Genomic DNA, 16,172 nt, shown 5'->3' with positions numbered 1-16,172 from the left:
AGCACGTCCGGGGGCGGTGGGGCCAGTGTTGTCGGGGTTCAGCCGGTGGCCAGGGCGTGGGTGCGGGCCTGGTGGAAGGCGGTCCAGGGGTCCTGGCCGGTGTAGGACCAGGGGGCGGGGGTGGCGTGGGGGCCGATGCGGTGGAAGAGGGCCGCGGCTTCGGCGGGGCGGCCGGCCGCGGACATGGCGAAGGCCAGGTGGTTGAGGTCGATGTGGCGTCTGGGGTGTTCGTCGTGCTCCCACTCCAGCCACCAGTCGAAGGCGGCGCGCAGGACGCGGCGGGCCCGGGGGCCGGTCCAGTGGGCGCAGGGGGCGGGGCCCGGGACGGCCGGGGCGAGGCCGGCGGCGGCGAGGACGCGGTGGCGTTCGGCGTACGCGACGACCGGGAGGACGGCGAGCGGGGAGTCGGCGGGGGCCTCGGCGGCGGCGCGCTCGGCCGCGTCGTACGCCTCGTGGGACTCGGGTCCGCCGGGCGGGCGTTCGGCGAGGCCGGCGATGAGCAGGTGGTGACCGTGGTGGTGCTCGGGGTGGCGGGCGCGCAGTTCCTTGAAGACGGCCGTCGGCTCCGGTTCGGGGCCGTGGGCGCGGGCCAGCAGGAGCAGGCCGAGCCAGGGGGTGGGGTCGGCGGGGGCGAGTTCGGCGGCGGTGTGGCAGGAGGCGCGGGCGTGCCCGGGGTCCTCCTCGCCGCGCAGGGCGCGGTGGACCAGGGCCAGGGCGAGCAGGGTTGCCGCGTCGGCGGAGCCGGGTTCGGCGAGCAGCCACTGCCCGGCCGAGGTGTGGGCGCCGGGTTCGGCGGCGAGCACGGTGACGCGGTGGCCCCGGCGGTCCCAGTCGTCGCCGGTGTGCGGCAGCAGGGAGCGGGCGGACTGCCAGCGGCCCTGGGCCAGGGCGGCGCGCGCGGCGAGGAGTTCGGCGTCGCCGAGGGCGGCGTCGAAGGTGCCGGAGTGCTCGGGGGCGGTGCCGCCGGGCGGGTCCGAGGGGGCCCGGTCTGTGACGGGCGGGGGCGGGGTCAGGGGCACCGCGGGACTTCCTGTTTTTCGGGCTGCCATCGGCCGATCACTCACAGCAAACTCCCCGCCTTGGTTTGCGTCAAGCGGAATCAGGGTGTTGCTCGGTTCAACCACCGCTTCAGTAGGGGGACTTGGGGCACGGGTGCCCTGGTCGGGGCCGGATAGGCCGATTCGGGGGTGCCGGATGTGGCGTACGCCATGGCGCCGGGCGGCGGGGGGACGGAACATGACCGGACGGTTCCGCCGAAACGTGCCCGCTTCCGGGCACTCTCCACAGTCCCGCCCCTGAAGGGCGCTACAGTCGGCCACTACGCACTTGTGGCCCGGCCGATGATCGAGGTACGCAGCGTGTCCGTTCTGGTTCTCCTCCTCGCCGTGAGTGCCGCGGCGTGCCTGGGGTTCGGGTTCGTGCTTCAGCAGAACGTGGCGCGGAACGCGCCCCCCAGTGACTTCCTCTCCTTCCGGCTGCTGCTGGACCTGATGCGGGTGCCGCGCTGGCTGGGCGGCACCGCGCTGATGGTGGCCGGCATGGCACTGGGCGCGGTGGCGCTCGGCAACGGCGAGATCTCGCTGGTGGAGCCGCTGCTCGCCACGAATTTGCTGTTCGCGCTCGCCCTGTCCCGCCGTCAGACCGGCCAGCGGCTGGGCCGGCAGGGCTGGGCCGGTCTGGTGCTGCTGGCGGGCGGGGTGAGCACGTTCATCCTGGCGGGCCGTCCGCGCGGCGGCACCGCGGTCACCGACCCGGTGCGGCACTGGCTGATCCTCGGCGTGATGGTGGGGGTGGCGCTGGCGCTGGCCGGCTGGGCGAAACGCTCGCGGATCTCCTGGAGCCCGGTGCTGCTGGCGACGGCCGCCGGGCTTCTCTACGGCGTGCAGGACGCGCTGACCCGGGTGAGCAGCATCCGCTTCCGCGAGGGCGGTTTCACGGAGCTGTTCACCGGCGGGCATCCCTACGCGGTGCTGGCGCTCGGGGTGACCGGGCTGCTGCTGGTGCAGAGCGCGTTCGAGACGGCGCCCTTGCGCATGTCGCTGCCCGCGCTGACGGCCGCCCAGCCGCTCGCGGGCATCCTGTGCGGGGTGGGCTTCCTCGGCGACCGGCTGCACACCGACACCGGGGCGCTGGCCTGGGAGGCGGCCGGGCTCGCGGCGATCGTCGCGGGCATCGTGCTGCTGGGGCTGCACCCGGCGATGCCGTGCGGCACGGCCGAGGAGCGGCCGGTGCGGGATCTCCAGCGGAACTGAGCCGCCGGCGGCCGGGGCTGCTTGGATGGCGGGCATGAACCCCGCCGACGAGATCCTCGACATCGTGGACGAGCAGGACCGTGTCGTCACCCAGGCCCCGCGCGGCGAGGCGTACGCCCGGGGGCTGCGCCATCGCTGCGTCTTCATCCAGGTCCGCGACGCGGCGGGCCGTCTCTTCGTGCACCGGCGCACCGCGACCAAGCTGGTCTTCCCCGCGCTGTACGACCTGTTCGTGGGCGGGGTGGTGGGCGCGGGCGAGTCCTACGACGAGGCGGCGCTGCGCGAGGCGGAGGAGGAGCTGGGCGTGAGCGGGCTGCCCGAGCCGACGTACCTCTTCAAGTTCCTCTATGAAGACGGGGCCGGGCACGGCTGGTGGTCGGCGGTGTACGAGGTGCGCTGCGAGCTCGAGGTGCGGCCACAGGTGGAGGAGGTGCAGTGGCACGCCTTCCTCACCGACGAGGAGGTCACGGCGCGGCTCGCCGAGTGGGAGTGGGTGCCGGACGGGCTGGCCGCGCACGAGCGGCTGAGGGCGTTCAGGGCGGCGGGGTGAGACGCCGGTAGGGTCCGTCAGGTGAGCGAATTCGTGCGGAACGCCCGGCTCTGGTTCGCGCCCGAGCGGGTGCGGGACGAGGGCACCACCCCCGACTACCGGTTCTCGCTGGCCAATGAGCGGACCTTCCTGGCCTGGCTGCGGACCGCGCTGGCGCTGATCGGCGGCGGTTTCGCGGTGGACCAGTTCCTGCCGCAGCTGCGCTGGGCGTGGCGGGTGGGGCTGGCGCTGGCGCTGCTGGGCGGCGGGGTGCTGTGCGCGCTGCGCGCGGTGCACCACTGGGTGCGCTGCGAGCAGGCGATGCGGCGGGGCGAGGATCTGCCGGTGTCCCGGTTCCCGGCGGTGCTGAGCCTGCTGGTGGCGGTGGTGGCCGTGGCGATGGTCGTGGTGGTGCTGGCCGGATGGGCGGGATGACCGCTCCGGCCGGGGACCCGGGGCTCCAGCCGCAGCGCACCCGGCTGGCGTGGCGGCGTACGACCCTGTCGGGCACGGTCACCGCGGTGCTGGCCATGCGGTCCGCGGTGCGGGCGGCCAGTCCGCTGACCGGGGCGGTGCTGGTCCTGCTGTGCTGTGCGTGCTGGCTGGCCTTCCTCGCGCTGGCCCATCTGCGCATCCGGACCCTGACGGAGAGCGCGGTACCGGCCGCGCTGACCCCGCGCCTGGCCTGGGCGGCGACGGGGTGCGCGGTGGCGCTGGCGGTGTGCGCGGCGGTGCTGGTGGCCTAGCGGCGCCGCTGGTGGCCTAGTCGTCGTCCCCGCTCACCGTGACGACGATCTTGCCGCGGGTGCGGCCCTCCTGGCTGAGTTGCTGGGCCTCGGCGGTGCGCTCCAGCGGGAACGTCTTGTCCACGTGGACGGAGACGGCGCCCTGGTCGGCCAGTTGGGCGAGCTTGGTGAGGTCCTCGGCGTCGGGGCGGACGAACCAGTAGCGGCCGCCGTACTCGGTGACGTCCGGGTCGGCGATGGAGGCGAGGCGGCCGCCGGGGGCGAGGAGCTGGGCGGAGACCTTCAGGGTCTCGCCGCCGACGGTGTCGAAGACCGCGTCCACGCCCTCGGGCGCGATGCCGCGTACGCGCTCGGCCAGGCCCTCGCCGTAGCTGACGGGTTCGCCGCCGAGGCTGCGCACAAAGGAGTGGTTGCGTTCGCTCGCGGTGCCGATGACGCGGGCGCCCAGATGGCTCGCGATCTGCACGGCGAGGGAGCCGACGCCGCCGGCGGCCGCGTGGATGAGCACGGTCTCGCCGCGCTTGACGTTCAGGATCTGGACAAGGACCTGGTACGCGGTCAGGCCCGCCAGGGGCAGTCCCGCGGCCTCCTCGAAGGACATCGCGGCGGGCTTGCGGGCCAGGGTGCGCACGGGGGCGGCGACGTACTCGGCGAAGGTGCCGAGCGAGAGGAGGTCCTCGCGGACGTAGCCCATCACCTCGTCCCCTTCCGCGTACTCGACGACGGAGGCGCCGGGGCGGACCACGACGCCGCTGACGTCCCAGCCGGTGATGACGGGGAAGACGGTGTTCAGGATCGGGTCGAGATACCCCTCGCGGCACTTCCAGTCGACCGGGTTGACCGCGGCCGCGCGCACCCGGACCAGTACCTGGTCGGGGCCCACCTTGGGCTCGGGCAGCTCGCCGTACTCCAGCACCTCGGGGCCGCCGTAGCGGCGGTAGCTGATGGCCTTCATGATCTGGACCCTCCAGGGTGTTCACGCGCCACGCAACCCCGGTGTCACGATATGGGCGTTTCGCGGGGCCCGGACGTAGCTCGTCCGCCGTAACTCCGGGGAACACACTGGACGGCATACCGACCGGTCGGCATCATATGACGGGTTCCTGTTCACCCGTTCGTAGGAGTGATGTATGAGCGCCGACCACCCGCCCGGACTCGATCTCGACCGGCTGCGCGCGCTGCTCGACCGTGAGCGCCCCGGCCTGGTGACCGGTCCGCTGACCGGCAGGCTGATCGAGGGCGGACGGTCGAACCTCACCTACGCCGTCTCCGACGGCACCTCCCGCTGGGTCGTACGGCGGCCCCCCCTCGGCCATGTGCTGGCCACCGCGCACGACATGCGGCGCGAGCACCGGGTGATCAGCGCCCTGCACCCCACCCAGGTACCGGTCCCCCGGCCGCTGCTGCTGTGCGAGGACGACGAGGTGCTGGGCGCCCCGTTCTACGTCATGGAGTTCGTCGAGGGCACCCCGTACCGCACGGCGGACCAGCTCGCGCCGCTCGGCCCGGAGCGGACCCGGAACGCGGTGCTGTCGCTGGTGGACACCCTCGTCGAGCTGCACGCCGTGGACCCCGCCGAGGTGGGCCTCGCGGACTTCGGCCGCCCCGAGGGCTTCCTCGACCGCCAGCTGCGCCGCTGGGGCAAGCAGCTGGACGCCTCCCGCAACCGCGAACTGGCGGGCGTGGACGAGCTGCACGCGGCCCTCGGCCGCTCCCTGCCCACCTCCCCCGCCCCGACCGTGGTGCACGGCGACTACCGCCTGGACAACGTGCTGATCGGCGAGGGCGACCGGATCGAGGCGATCCTCGACTGGGAGATGTCGACCCTCGGCGACCCGCTGACCGACCTGGGCCTGCTGGTGATGTACAGCCGGCCGCTCGGCATGGCGCACTCCCCCGTCTCCACCACCGCCGAGGCCCCCGGCCACCCCACGCCCGCCGAGCTGATCGAGCGGTACGCGGAGCGCTCCGGGCGCGATGTCTCGGACGTCAACTGGTACACGGCGTTCGCCTGGTTCAAGCTCGCCGTGATCCTGGAGGGCATCCACTACCGGTACACCCTCGGCCAGACGGTGGGGCGCGGCTTCGACCGCATCGGGGACCTGGTGCCCGTCTTCATCGACCACGGACTGACCACTCTTCAGGAAGGCTGAGAGCAGATGGACTTCGCGTTCGACGCGCGCACGGAGGAACTGCGGGAGCGGCTCCTCGCCTTCATGGACGAGTACGTGTACCCGGCCGAGCCGGTCGCCGAGGAGCAGCGGGCGCTGCTCGCCTCGCCGTGGGACACCCCGGCGGTGGTGGAGGAACTGAAGGCGGAGGCGCGCAGGCAGGGCCTGTGGAACCTCTTCCTGCCCGACTCCGAGCACGGTGCCGGGCTGACCAACCTCCAGTACGCGCCGCTGGCCGAGATCACCGGCCGCTCCCCGCAGTTGGCGCCGACCGCGCTGAACTGCGCGGCGCCGGACACCGGGAACATGGAGGTGCTGGCGCAGTTCGGCACCGACGAGCAGAAGAAGCGGTGGCTGGAGCCGCTGCTGGCCGGGGAGATCCGGTCGGCGTTCGCCATGACCGAGCCGGAGGTGGCCTCCTCGGACGCCACCAACATCACCACGCTGATCGAGCGGGAGGGTGACGAGTACGTCATCACGGGCCGCAAGTGGTACATCTCCGGGGCGATGAACCCGGACTGCGAGATCTTCATCGTCATGGGCAAGACCGACCCGGACGGCGAGGACATCCGCCGTCAGCAGTCGATGGTGCTGGTCCCGCGCGACACGCCCGGTGTGACCGTGAAGCGGGCCATGCAGGTGTTCGGGTACGAGGACCACTCGCACGGCGGGCACGCGGAGGTCGTCTTCGACCACGCGCGCGTGCCGGTGTCCCACCTGGTCGGTGAGGAGGGCGGCGGCTTCGCCATCGCGCAGGCCCGGCTGGGTCCCGGGCGCATCCACCACTGCATGCGGCTGATCGGCATGGCCGAGCGGGCCATCGAGCTGATGTGCCGGCGGGCGGTCGCCCGTACCGCGTTCGGCAAGGCGCTGGCGCAGCAGGGTGTGGTGCAGAACTGGATCGCGGACGCGCGGGTGACGGTGGAGCAGCTTCGGCTGCTGGTGCTGAAGACGGCCTGGCTGATGGACACCGTCGGCAACCGGGGCGCCCACACCGAGATCCAGGCCATCAAGATCGCCACTCCGCGCGCGGTGGTGGAGATCCTGGACCGGGCGATCCAGCTGCACGGCGCGGGCGGGGTGAGCCAGGACTTCCCGCTGGCCGAGCTGTACGCCGGGGCGCGCACGCTGATGCTGGCGGACGGCCCGGACGAGGTGCACCAGCGCTCGCTGGCCCGGCGTGAGCTGAAGAAGTACCTGTAGCGGACCTGCTGTCGTAAGGGGCGCCCGCCATTGCGGGCGCCCCTTACGCGTCGTGGCTACGGGCGCAGGGCGCGCAGGAGGAGGTCGGCCAAGTGGTCGGCGACCTCCTGCGGGGTGAGCGGGCCCTTGGGGCGGTACCAGGTGGACAGGTGGTGGACCGAGCCGAAGTGGTAGTCCACGACCAGGTCGGCCGGGGTGGCGGTGGAGAACACGCCCTCGCGCTGGCCCTCTTCGATGAGGGCGCGGAACCGTTCGTGGTAGCGGCGGCGTTCGGCGCGGACCTGCTTGTTCTTCTCGGGGCTGAGGTGGTGCATCGAGCGGAAGAAGATCATCGCGTCGTCGAGGTTCTCGATGGTGGTGACGACCACGTCGGCGGCCGCGTCCCGTACCCGCTTCTCCACCGGTTCGTCGGCGTCCGCGTAGGCGTCCAGGCGGTCCTGCTGGAGGCGCAGTACGCGCGCGTAGACCTCGTGCAGGAGGTCGTCCTTGGAGCCGAAGTAGTGGTAGAGCGCGCCCTTGGTGACTCCGGCGGCCTCCACGATCTCCTGCACCGAGGTGCGGTCGTAGCCCTGGTCGGCGAAGAGGCGGGTCGCGGCGTCCAGCAGCCGCCGCGGGACGGGTGTGGCGTCTCCGTCCGTGGTTCTGGGCACTGCCGCCACCTGCCTTTCCGTCGTGTCCGCCGGCTGTCGTCATCTGGCGCGGGAACGCTCTCCCGCCGGAGGATCTTCCCATCCCGCGGCGGGCGCGGGTGGCGGGGCCCCCGTCAGCGGGACTCCTCCCAGGCGCGCTGGAGACGGTTCATGCCGCCCAGCCACTTGTCCGGGAGGGCCGCGCGGGCCTGGTAGTACTCGGCCACCTCGGGGTGCGGCAGGATCAGGAAGCGGTCCTCGGCCATCCCTTCGAAGAGGGCGTCCGCGACCTCGGCCGGTTCGATCGCGGTCGGCTGGAGCACCAGGTCGCCGGCGCTGCCGGTGGCGTCCAGCATGTCGGTGCGCACACCCTGCGGGCAGATGGCGTGCACCTTGACGCCCCGGTGGCGGTAGGTGAGGGACAGCCACTCGGCGAAGGCCAGTGCGCCGTGCTTGGTGACGCTGTAGGAGGGCGCGCCGATCATGGTGAGCAGTCCGGCGGCGGAGACGGTGGAGACGAACCGGCCGCCGCCCCGCTCCAGCCAGTCGGGCAGCAGGTCGTGGGCGGCGCGGACGTGGGCCATCACGTTGACGTCCCAGGACACCGCCCACGAGCGCTCGTCCAGCGGGGCGCCGGGCGTGCCGTCCTCGAAGGCGACGCCCGCGTTGGCGCAGTACACGTCGATGGTGCCGCCGAGGGCCGCGCGGGCCTCGGCGACGATGCCGGAGGCGTCGCCGGGTACGGCGGTCGCGCCGATCTCCTCGGCCACCGCCTTGGCCTTGTCGGCGTCGAGGTCGTTGACGACTACACGGGCACCCTCGGCGGCGAACCGGCGGGCGAGTGCGGCCCCGATCCCTCCGCCCGCCCCGGTGACGACGACTCCGGCGTCCTGCACGGCTTCCACCAGCGGCCTCCTTCGAGCTACGGCTGTACGCGGCGGTACGGCCGCCGCGGCGCCAGACTAACCAGTCGGTATGCCGTAGGGAAGGGGAATCCCCGATGGCACCGGTCCGGCGCGTTCCCTGCCGGGCCGCCAGGCGCTAGCGTCCCCGTGGTCATGGCACCCGCCGCGCTCACGGAGGTCCTCGTATGACGCTGTCCAGACGGAGCCTGCTCGCCACCACCGGTACGGCCGCGGTCGGGGCCGCGGTCCCGGCCCCCGCCTCGGACACCGGTGCGGGGCACCGGGTGCGCACCGGGTTCGAGCGGCTGGCCGCCGACGGCTACGCCCCGCTGTCCGGCCGGAAGGTCGGGGTCGTCACCAACCCGACCGGGATCACCCGCGACGTCCGGCATATCGTGGACGTGATGCACGCGGACCCCCGGGTGCGGCTGACCGCCGTCTTCGGCCCGGAGCACGGCTTCAGGGGCACCGCCCAGGCGGGCGGCTCGGAGGGCCGTTACGACGACCCGGCGACCGGGCTGCCGGTGTACGACACGTATCTGAAGAGCGGCCAGGCGCTCGCCGACGTCTTCACCGCCTCCGGGGTGGACACGGTCGTCTTCGACATCCAGGACGCGGGCGCCCGCTTCTACACGTACATCTGGACGCTGTACGACTGCATGGAGGCGGCCGCGCTCGCGGGCAAGCGGTTCGTGGTGCTGGACCGCCCGAACCCGGTGACCGGACGCGCGGCCCTGGGGCCGGTGCTGCACGAGGAGTTCGCCACCTTCGTCGGCCGGCGGCCGATCGCGCAGGCGCACGGGATGACGGTGGCGGAGCTGGCCCGGCTGTTCAACGGGGAGTTCCTCGACAAGCCGGTGCCGCTGGAGACGGTGACGATGACCGGCTGGCGGCGCGGGATGTTCTTCGACGACTGCGGGCTGCCCTGGGTGCCGCCGAGCCCGAACATGCCGACCCCGGACACGGCCCTGGTGTACTCCGGCACCTGTCTGTTCGAGGGCACCAACCTCTCCGAGGGCCGGGGCACCACCCGCCCCTTCGAACTCCTCGGCGCGGAGGGCGTCGACGGCCGCTGGGCCGAGGCGGCGAACAAGGCCGGGCTGCCGGGGGTGCGGTTCCGGGAGGCGTACTTCGCGCCGACGTTCTCCAAGTTCGCGGGGAAGACGGTGGGCGGGGTCCAGCTCCACGTGCACGACCCCGCGGCCTTCGACCCGGTGCTGACCGGGGTGGCCCTGCTGGTGACGGCGCGGCGGGTGTGGGACGGCTTCGCGTGGCGGCCGGACAACTGGATCGACAAGCTGACCGGTTCGGAGCTGGTGCGCACGATGATCGACGCCGGGGCCGGGGCGGAGGAGGTCGCGGCCGCCTGGCACGGGGAGCTGGCGGCGTTCCGCCGGGTGCGGGCGCGGTATCTGATGTACCGCTGAGCGCGGCGGCCCCCTGAAGGGGCCGCCGCTTTCGAGCGTCAGCGGTGCGAGGTGTACTCCACGACCTGCTGGTAGGTGGGCCGGTTCTGCCAGCTGATGTTCCCGTGCTTGATGCCGCCCAGGGTGCGCTGCTGGATCGAGTCGGCGCACCACTGGTCCCCGGCCGGGCACAGGTCGTCGCCCGGATAGACCTGGGCGGCGGTGAGCCCGGCGGCCTGCTTCAGCGTGCCGAGCAGGATGTCCCGGCAGGCGGTGAGGCTGCCGTCGCCGCAGTACTCGCGGGCGAGGCCGCCCTGTACGGGTTCACCGAGGACGGCCCGGATGTCCTTGTCGACATAGCTCCACCAGCCGTACTGGAAGGAGCTTCCGGCGTGCGAGCCGGTCGGGCCGTGTCCGGCGGACGGTGCCTCGTCCACGGGCAGGTTGGCGGTGAACGCGCCGTACAGGCCGGTGCCGAGGCCGGGTTCGAACTCGGCCTTCACCAGCAGCGGCCACCAGGCGTCCAGGACGCGGATCGCGTCGGCGTCGGCGTACTTCTTCGACCCCGCCGACGTCTCCGTGCGCTTCGCCCCCGCGTCCAGCCACTTCTGGAGCTTGGTCGCGGCCGCCGCTGCCGCCGGGTCGCTGACCGGCGCCGAGTTGACCACCTTGAGCAGCTTCGGCAGCACGTCCTCGGCGCGCAGGTCGGCCAGGGCGGCGTCGGCCATGGCCTGCACCAGCTTGGTCCGGGTCACCCCGCCCTGCGCGACCAGCTTGCTCACCCGGTCGTCGAGGAGGTCGCCCCGGTGCACCGAGCCCTCGCCCCAGGGCGCGGCGGTGTACGCCTCGGCCTGCTTGTTGTTCCAGGAGATGTAGTAGTCCTGGCCGACGGAGTTCGGGTGGGCGGAGGGCGGGGTGTGGTCGGCGGTGTTGGCGGCCGGGTCCCAGTTCCGCCACTCGTACGCCGGCTGTGCCCACACCGGGAACTCGGCGTCGACGCCGGCGGCGCGCACCGGGTTGTCGCCGCTGTTGTAGTACGCGGTGTGCGCGGAGTCGGCGTAGAACCAGTTGAAGGTGAAGTTGATGTGCTGGGCGGCCTTCTGGAAGTCCTCGGGGCCCTTGACGTAGCCGGGGTCGTTCAGCATCTGGAAGCCGATGATGGAGTCGGCCTCGTGCAGGTAGGAGGAGCGCAGGGTGGTGTAGGCGACCTTCTTGCCGCCGACGGTCGCCCGGTACTGGACGGGGCCGTACTTGGTCCGCCAGACGCGCATGGCGTACGAACCGGCTGCGGTGCCGTCGGCCACGGTGGGCTTCCAGGCGTTCTTCCGCTCGACCTGCTCCATCGCGGTGCAGGTGCCCCGGTAGAGGTAGTGGTGGTCGTCCTGGCACAGCTCGACGGCGTAGGTGTCGATGATGTCCTGACCGGAGGTGGTGGCGCTCCAGGAGTAGTCCTGGCCGCGGCCGAGTTCGACGTACATGCTCAGGCCCGCGAAGGAGGCGCCGCGGGCGCTGATGCCGGGGCCCTGGATCTCCTGGAGCATCAGGAGCTGCGGGGCGAAGTAGCCGGTCTGCGGGCCGAAGACGGCGACGGGGTGGCCGCTGGCGGTGTGCTCGCCGCTGACCACGAGGGCGTTGGACATGCCGCGCCGGGCGGAGCTGAGCGTGTCCTTGGCGGCGGCGGTGGAGGAGTTCTTGGCGCGGGCGGTGGCGGCGCTGCCGGTGCGGTCGTACACCAGGGGTTCCTGGGTGACCGATCCGGCGTCGGGCAGGGCCCGGCCCTGGGGGCTGTCGGGGCGGCCGGCGTAGGGGAAGCGCTGTCCGTCGTGGAGGGTGAGGACGGCCTCGGGGTCGTTGCGCATCCGGAAGGACTCCCAGACGCGGGTGCCCTCCTCGACGCCGTACTTGGACTGGGCGGCGATCAGGGAGAGGGCGTTGTTCACCTCGCCGCCCCCGCCGGAGCCGAACAGCGTGCCGACGACCGAGGCGAGCGCCACCAGGTCGGTGACCTTGAAGTGGTCGATGGTGCCCGCGTTGGTGATGGAGTCCTTGTGGCCGGTGAGGACGTACTCGCCGGGGAAGTAACGCCCGCTGTCGGAGGCGTCGATGTAGGCGTTGATGCCGTCCAGGTAGGCGGTGACGTCGGCGAGGGCCTGCTGTCCGCGCTCGCCGTTGCTGGCCACGGCGCCGTCGATCTGCGCCTGGAGGTCGGCCTCGGTGTAGGGGGCCTGGCGGTAGAACTCCTGCTCCAGGCCCTGGTTGGCGGGGGCGCCGCCGGCGAAGCCGGTCAACTGGCCCCGGCCCACGTGCCGGAACACGTCCATCAGCCAGAGCCGGTCCTGGCCGGCCGCGTATCCGGCGCCGAACTCGGTGCCGTAGCGGGTGGTTCCGGTGATGTGGGGCACACCGGTCTTCTTGTCCCGGACGATCGTGACGTCGGTGCGTCCGGCGGGCTTCTCGGTGGAGGCGACCTGGCCGGCGGGGACGCCGAAGGAGGCGTCGTTGAAAAAGTTGTTGATCTTCGCGTCGGTCAGGCCGGGGTGTCCGGTGGCGAGATTGGCGTAGGGGCCGAGCTGATCCTCGGCGTGCGCCGGCTGGGTGCCGAAAGCCTGGTTGAGCAGGATCTGTGCCAGGGTGGCATTGCCGTTCTCACCCGGCGGAAGGATGTCCGAACACTGGCCGGAACAGTGGTCGTTCGCGGCGGTGGGAGCGCTTGTGGCGGCCGCCGCCTGACCGAGTGGTGAAAGACAACCGGCGATCAGGACGCATATCGAGGCCGTCTTCAGGAACCCGGAGAGTGTGCGAGGAGTTCTGAGTCTGTCGGACAACACGTTACGTGGGGTGCGCCGTGGCATGGCAGCTCCTCCCGACGGGGGTGGGCCGGACGTTACCGCCGGTATCCCCGCGAACGAAGGTGAACATGCGTCAAGTTCGGCGGCCGCTCAGGCCGGTGCCCGGCGGTCAACACGGAGCGCGTTATGGGAGGGCATCGGAAATCGGATGGAGCCGGATCGGCCCGCGACACGTCTATCCGGCGACGTCGCGCGAAAGCCGTACGGCGACGCCGAGGTGACCGAAGAGCGGACACAGGTGTGACGGAGGTGCAGGGCGATGGCCGGATTCCGAAGTCTGGCGAGACAGGTGCGCGATCCGCGATGCGATCTGGCGCTACGGCGCTACTCACTGCGCAAGTGCCTGGAGCGGTTCGCTCCTTACGGGCACCGGGCGACCTGGGACCATCTGTGCGCGCGGGCCGGTTTCGGCCCCGAGGACCGCTCTCCCGACCCGGTGCGGCTCGTGGCCGCACTGGTGGAGCTGGAGCAGGCGCGCGCGGTGTGGCTGGCCTACGAGGCCGAGTTCGCGGAACGCCGGAAGAAGGAGAAGCACGACGGCCTGCGCAGGCCGGGCAGTGTGGACGACTGGCATCGGATGACCTGGGGCGGCTTCGGCGTCGCCTGGTGCGACGACCCGCGGCTGCACCCCCGTGAGCCGCTGGCCGACGTACTGCACCGGCTGATCGGCGCCCTGGAGCGCCGGCCGGGGGCCGTGTGCCCGGTGTGCGACGGTGAGCGGCTGGTGTGGCGGTACGGCCTGGACCACGAGCCGTCCGCCGGGCCGGTGTGCGCGGACTGCGGCATCCTGGTGCCCCGGCCGGTGCTCACCGAGGGCGCGCTGGCCTCGGCGCGGCGGGAGCGGCTGCTGATGTCGGCCTGACCGGGTGCGGCACCATGGTCCGGTGCAGGTCTGTCTGAACGGGAGCAGAACGGCTGCGGACGGGGCTCAAGTCCCGCTGACGCCGGATGAGTTGGCACGGTCGGCGGCGGAGGCGGTCGCCGCCGGGGCCACGGAGGTGCATGTGCATCCCCGGACGCCGTGCGGGCGGGAGTCCCTGTCCGCACGGGTCGTCGGGCCCGTGGTGGAGGCGCTGCGCCGGCGGGTCGGGGTGCCGGTCGGGGTGACCACCGGCGCCTGGGCCGAGCCCGGTCCGGCCGAGCGGCTTGAGCGGGTGCGCTCCTGGTCGGTGCTGCCCGACTTCGCCTCGGTCAACTGGCATGAGCCGGGCACCGAGGAGCTGGCCGGGCTGCTGCTGGCGCGGGGCATCGGCGTGGAGGCGGGTATCTGGTCCGGCACCGAGGGCGCGGCGCGCTTCGCGGTCTCGCCGCTGGGGCCGGGGGTGCTGCGGGTGCTGGCCGAGGTGACGGACACCGACCCGGCCACCGCCGAGGCGTCGGCGCACACCCTGCTGGCCGAACTGGGCGCGGCGCACGGCCGTCCCGTCCTGCTGCACGGCGAGGACGACGGCGCGTGGCCGGTACTGCGACTGGCCGCCCGGCTGGGCCTGGCGACCCGCATCGGCCTGGAGGACACGCTGTTCCTCCCGGATGGTGAACGCGCGCTGTCCAACAGTCAGTTGGTGACCGAGGGGCTGGCGGAGCACGGCTCTCAGCGCGACCAGTAGGGGTCGTTCCAACGCACGTCACAGGGCTGGGCGAGGAGTGCCGTGCGATCGGCCAGGCCGGCTCATGCCCAGCGCCCGCAGGCGATCGGGGCGAGCGCGGCGGTGAGTTCAGGGGTGTGCACGGGGCTGCCGCTCCTCCCGCATCAGGCTGGACCCGGACCCGCGTTCGCCGAAGACGTCGTCCGGGTTGGACAGGACGCAGGTGGCCAGGGAGAGGCAGCCGCAGCCGATGCAGTCGGTGAGGTGGTCGCGCAGCCGGTTGAGCTGGTTGATCCGGTCGTCCAGCTCCGAGCGCCACGCCTCGGAGAGCCGGGCCCAGTCCCCGCGGGTCGGGGTGCGCTCCTCGGGCAGCTCGGCGAGGGCCTCGCGGATGGTGGCGAGCGGGATGCCGACCCGCTGGGCGGCGCGCACGAAGGCGACCCGGCGCAGGGTGTCGCGGCTGTAGCGGCGCTGGTTGCCGGAGGTGCGGCGGCTGCTGATCAGGCCCTTGGCCTCGTAGAAGTGCAGGGCGGAGACGGCCGCGCCGCTGCGCGCGGACAACTGGCCTACGGTCAGCTCATGGATCTTCTCGGGAAGCTGGGGCACCGTCCCGAGCCTACCGACCCGCCAGGACCGCCGAGCCGTTGACAGGCGCCGTACACCCCACCATGCTAAGCAGTTGCTTAGACATACGACGCGAGAGGCCGGGATCATGGCAGAACCAAGGACCTTCACCTCCCCCGACGAGCTGAAGGCCGCCGTGGGCGAGCAGCTCGGCCACACCGACTGGCTGGAGGTCGACCAGAAGCGGATCGACCTGTTCGCGGAGGCCACCGGCGACCACCAGTGGATTCACGTCGACCCGGAGAAGGCGGCCGCGGGCCCGTTCGGCACCACGATCGCGCACGGCTACCTCACGCTCTCCCTGCTCCCCCTCTTCGGGCCGCAGCTCATCGCGGTCGAGGGCGTGAGGATGGGCGTCAACTACGGCACCAACAAGGTCCGTTTCCCCGCGCCCGTGCCGGTCGGCTCCCGGCTGCGCTCCACCGCGGTGATCACCAACGTGGAGGACGTGCCGGGCGGGGTCCAGGTGTCGGTCGCCTTCACCGTGGAGCGCGAGGGCGGCGACAAGCCGGTGTGCGTGGCGGAGTCGGTGTCCCGGTACTACTTCTGAGCCGCGGGCGTCGGGGTCAGCGGGCCCCGACCATCCGCAGCACGAGGCCGGCGTAGAGGTCGCCGACCTGCTCGGGGGTGCGCGGGCCGTCCACGTTGAACCAGCGGGCCACGTCGATGCAGAGCGACAGGATGGCGAGGGTGGTGCCCTGGACGTCGGGCACGTCGAACTCGCCGGCGGCCACGCCGTCCTCGATGATCCCGCGCACCTCGGCGTCCACCTGGCGGCGCAGCGCGACGATCTCCGCGCGGGCGTCGGGACCGAGCGCGTCCAGCTCGTACTGCACGACGCGTGCGGTGGTGCGGCGGCCCGCGTGCCAGCGGACGAAGGAGCTGACCCCGTCCGCGAGCCGCTCGGCGGCCGTGCCCTCGCCGCGCGCGGCGGTGCGCAGGATGTCGAGCGCCTTGTCGTGACCGATGCGGCTGATCCGGTGGAGCAGCTCTTCCTTGGTCTTGTAGTGGATGTAGAGCGCGGCCGGGCTCATCCCGGCGCGGCCCGCGATGTCGCGGGTGGTGGTGGCGTGGTAGCCGCGCTCGGCGAAGGCTTCCACGGCGGCGACGAGCAGCCGCCGGGCCGCGTCCGGGGTGACCTCGGCCCACGCGTCGGCCTCGCCGCCGACCGTCTCCTCCGCCGTACTCATCGCTCGCCCCTCTTCAGATGACAGGAGCACCACCATACCGCCGAAGGTGAGCGCCCGCTTAGGGCCTGTCCGGCGGATCAGG

At 72.6% G+C, this 16,172-nt stretch carries 17 protein-coding genes; 10 read left to right on the top strand and 7 right to left on the bottom strand.

What is annotated here, in order from left to right:
- Positions 1–38 precede the first annotated feature (38 nt).
- Positions 39–1,013, bottom strand: a complete 975-nt coding sequence (locus tag ACIGA3_RS19240; RefSeq protein ID WP_399717599.1) for a hypothetical protein — start codon at positions 1,011–1,013, stop codon at positions 39–41.
- Positions 1,014–1,358: 345 nt separating this feature from the next.
- Here ACIGA3_RS19240 and ACIGA3_RS19235 point away from each other — a divergent pair, with 345 nt between their 5' ends.
- From ACIGA3_RS19235 to ACIGA3_RS19220, 4 genes are read left to right on the top strand one after another with little or no spacing between them, the layout of a single operon-like run.
- Positions 1,359–2,252: a DMT family transporter gene (locus ACIGA3_RS19235; RefSeq protein ID WP_399716903.1), complete on the top strand. Its 894-nt coding sequence runs from the start codon at positions 1,359–1,361 to the stop codon at positions 2,250–2,252.
- Positions 2,253–2,286: 34 nt separating this feature from the next.
- Positions 2,287–2,802, top strand: a complete 516-nt coding sequence (locus ACIGA3_RS19230; protein ID WP_399716902.1) for an NUDIX domain-containing protein — start codon at positions 2,287–2,289, stop codon at positions 2,800–2,802.
- A gap of 21 nt (positions 2,803–2,823) precedes the next feature.
- Positions 2,824–3,216 (top strand): YidH family protein, encoded by a 393-nt coding sequence (locus ACIGA3_RS19225; RefSeq protein WP_399716899.1) that lies wholly within the window; start codon positions 2,824–2,826, stop codon positions 3,214–3,216.
- Positions 3,213–3,527, top strand: a complete 315-nt coding sequence (locus tag ACIGA3_RS19220) for a DUF202 domain-containing protein (RefSeq protein WP_399716897.1) — start codon at positions 3,213–3,215, stop codon at positions 3,525–3,527. Before ACIGA3_RS19225 ends, ACIGA3_RS19220 begins: the two co-directional genes overlap by 4 nt.
- A gap of 16 nt (positions 3,528–3,543) precedes the next feature.
- On the opposite strand, the gene ACIGA3_RS19215 is transcribed toward ACIGA3_RS19220, so the two are convergent.
- Positions 3,544–4,482, bottom strand: coding sequence for an NADP-dependent oxidoreductase (locus ACIGA3_RS19215; protein ID WP_399716894.1), 939 nt, complete (start codon positions 4,480–4,482; stop codon positions 3,544–3,546).
- 175 nt (positions 4,483–4,657) lie between these two features.
- On the opposite strand from ACIGA3_RS19215, the gene ACIGA3_RS19210 reads away from it, so the two are divergent.
- Together ACIGA3_RS19210 and ACIGA3_RS19205 are read left to right on the top strand one after the other, a co-directional pair.
- Entirely contained in the window at positions 4,658–5,680 is a 1,023-nt protein-coding gene (locus ACIGA3_RS19210) for a phosphotransferase family protein (protein WP_399716892.1), read from the top strand.
- 6 nt (positions 5,681–5,686) lie between these two features.
- Entirely contained in the window at positions 5,687–6,901 is a 1,215-nt protein-coding gene (locus ACIGA3_RS19205) for an acyl-CoA dehydrogenase family protein (protein WP_399716889.1), read from the top strand.
- A gap of 56 nt (positions 6,902–6,957) precedes the next feature.
- Here the strand turns inward: ACIGA3_RS19205 and ACIGA3_RS19200 are convergent, their stop codons facing one another.
- Both ACIGA3_RS19200 and ACIGA3_RS19195 read right to left on the bottom strand, forming a co-directional pair.
- Positions 6,958–7,551, bottom strand: coding sequence for a TetR/AcrR family transcriptional regulator (locus ACIGA3_RS19200; protein ID WP_399716887.1), 594 nt, complete (start codon positions 7,549–7,551; stop codon positions 6,958–6,960).
- A 113-nt stretch (positions 7,552–7,664) separates the two neighbouring features.
- Positions 7,665–8,438 carry an SDR family oxidoreductase gene (locus ACIGA3_RS19195; protein ID WP_399717597.1) on the bottom strand — a complete coding sequence of 258 codons (774 nt, stop codon included), beginning with the start codon at positions 8,436–8,438 and terminating at the stop codon, positions 7,665–7,667.
- Positions 8,439–8,620: 182 nt separating this feature from the next.
- On the opposite strand from ACIGA3_RS19195, the gene ACIGA3_RS19190 reads away from it, so the two are divergent.
- Positions 8,621–9,862, top strand: coding sequence for an exo-beta-N-acetylmuramidase NamZ domain-containing protein (locus tag ACIGA3_RS19190; RefSeq protein WP_399716884.1), 1,242 nt, complete (start codon positions 8,621–8,623; stop codon positions 9,860–9,862).
- Positions 9,863–9,900: 38 nt separating this feature from the next.
- Here ACIGA3_RS19190 and ACIGA3_RS19185 read toward each other — a convergent pair whose 3' ends face one another.
- Entirely contained in the window at positions 9,901–12,693 is a 2,793-nt protein-coding gene (locus ACIGA3_RS19185) for a penicillin acylase family protein (protein ID WP_399716881.1), read from the bottom strand.
- Positions 12,694–12,949: 256 nt separating this feature from the next.
- Here ACIGA3_RS19185 and ACIGA3_RS19180 point away from each other — a divergent pair, with 256 nt between their 5' ends.
- The gene (locus tag ACIGA3_RS19180; RefSeq protein ID WP_399716878.1) at positions 12,950–13,552 is read left to right on the top strand and encodes a hypothetical protein; all 603 of its coding nucleotides are present in this window, start codon (positions 12,950–12,952) and stop codon (positions 13,550–13,552) included.
- A 22-nt stretch (positions 13,553–13,574) separates the two neighbouring features.
- Positions 13,575–14,297, top strand: a complete 723-nt coding sequence (locus ACIGA3_RS19175) for a 3-keto-5-aminohexanoate cleavage protein (RefSeq protein ID WP_399716875.1) — start codon at positions 13,575–13,577, stop codon at positions 14,295–14,297.
- A gap of 108 nt (positions 14,298–14,405) precedes the next feature.
- Here ACIGA3_RS19175 and soxR read toward each other — a convergent pair whose 3' ends face one another.
- Complete coding sequence (gene soxR, locus ACIGA3_RS19170) at positions 14,406–14,882, bottom strand: redox-sensitive transcriptional activator SoxR (protein ID WP_399716873.1); 477 nt, start codon at positions 14,880–14,882, stop codon at positions 14,406–14,408.
- Positions 14,883–14,988: 106 nt separating this feature from the next.
- Here soxR and ACIGA3_RS19165 point away from each other — a divergent pair, with 106 nt between their 5' ends.
- On the top strand, positions 14,989–15,450 hold the full coding sequence (locus ACIGA3_RS19165) for a MaoC family dehydratase (protein WP_399716870.1): 462 nt from the start codon (positions 14,989–14,991) through the stop codon (positions 15,448–15,450).
- A gap of 16 nt (positions 15,451–15,466) precedes the next feature.
- On the opposite strand, the gene ACIGA3_RS19160 is transcribed toward ACIGA3_RS19165, so the two are convergent.
- Complete coding sequence (locus tag ACIGA3_RS19160) at positions 15,467–16,090, bottom strand: TetR/AcrR family transcriptional regulator (protein ID WP_399716867.1); 624 nt, start codon at positions 16,088–16,090, stop codon at positions 15,467–15,469.
- Between the last annotated feature and the right edge of the window lie 82 nt (positions 16,091–16,172).

Origin of the sequence: Streptomyces sp. NPDC085596, from assembly GCF_044541565.1 — a bacterium.
GTDB lineage: Bacteria > Actinomycetota > Actinomycetes > Streptomycetales > Streptomycetaceae > Streptomyces.
The sequence above is the reverse complement of the archived record's forward strand: the minus strand, read 5'-3'. Positions and strand labels throughout refer to the sequence as shown.

Coding starts and splice junctions, on each gene's coding strand:
- ACIGA3_RS19230 (WP_399716902.1), top strand. CDS start 2,287: ATGAACCCCGCCGACGAGATCCTCGACATCGTGGACGAGCAGGACCGT.
- ACIGA3_RS19220 (WP_399716897.1), top strand. CDS start 3,213: ATGACCGCTCCGGCCGGGGACCCGGGGCTCCAGCCGCAGCGCACCCGG.
- ACIGA3_RS19215 (WP_399716894.1), bottom strand. CDS start 4,482: ATGAAGGCCATCAGCTACCGCCGCTACGGCGGCCCCGAGGTGCTGGAG.
- ACIGA3_RS19210 (WP_399716892.1), top strand. CDS start 4,658: ATGAGCGCCGACCACCCGCCCGGACTCGATCTCGACCGGCTGCGCGCG.
- ACIGA3_RS19205 (WP_399716889.1), top strand. CDS start 5,687: ATGGACTTCGCGTTCGACGCGCGCACGGAGGAACTGCGGGAGCGGCTC.
- ACIGA3_RS19190 (WP_399716884.1), top strand. CDS start 8,621: ATGACGCTGTCCAGACGGAGCCTGCTCGCCACCACCGGTACGGCCGCG.
- ACIGA3_RS19185 (WP_399716881.1), bottom strand. CDS start 12,693: ATGCCACGGCGCACCCCACGTAACGTGTTGTCCGACAGACTCAGAACT.
- ACIGA3_RS19180 (WP_399716878.1), top strand. CDS start 12,950: ATGGCCGGATTCCGAAGTCTGGCGAGACAGGTGCGCGATCCGCGATGC.
- ACIGA3_RS19165 (WP_399716870.1), top strand. CDS start 14,989: ATGGCAGAACCAAGGACCTTCACCTCCCCCGACGAGCTGAAGGCCGCC.
- ACIGA3_RS19160 (WP_399716867.1), bottom strand. CDS start 16,090: ATGAGTACGGCGGAGGAGACGGTCGGCGGCGAGGCCGACGCGTGGGCC.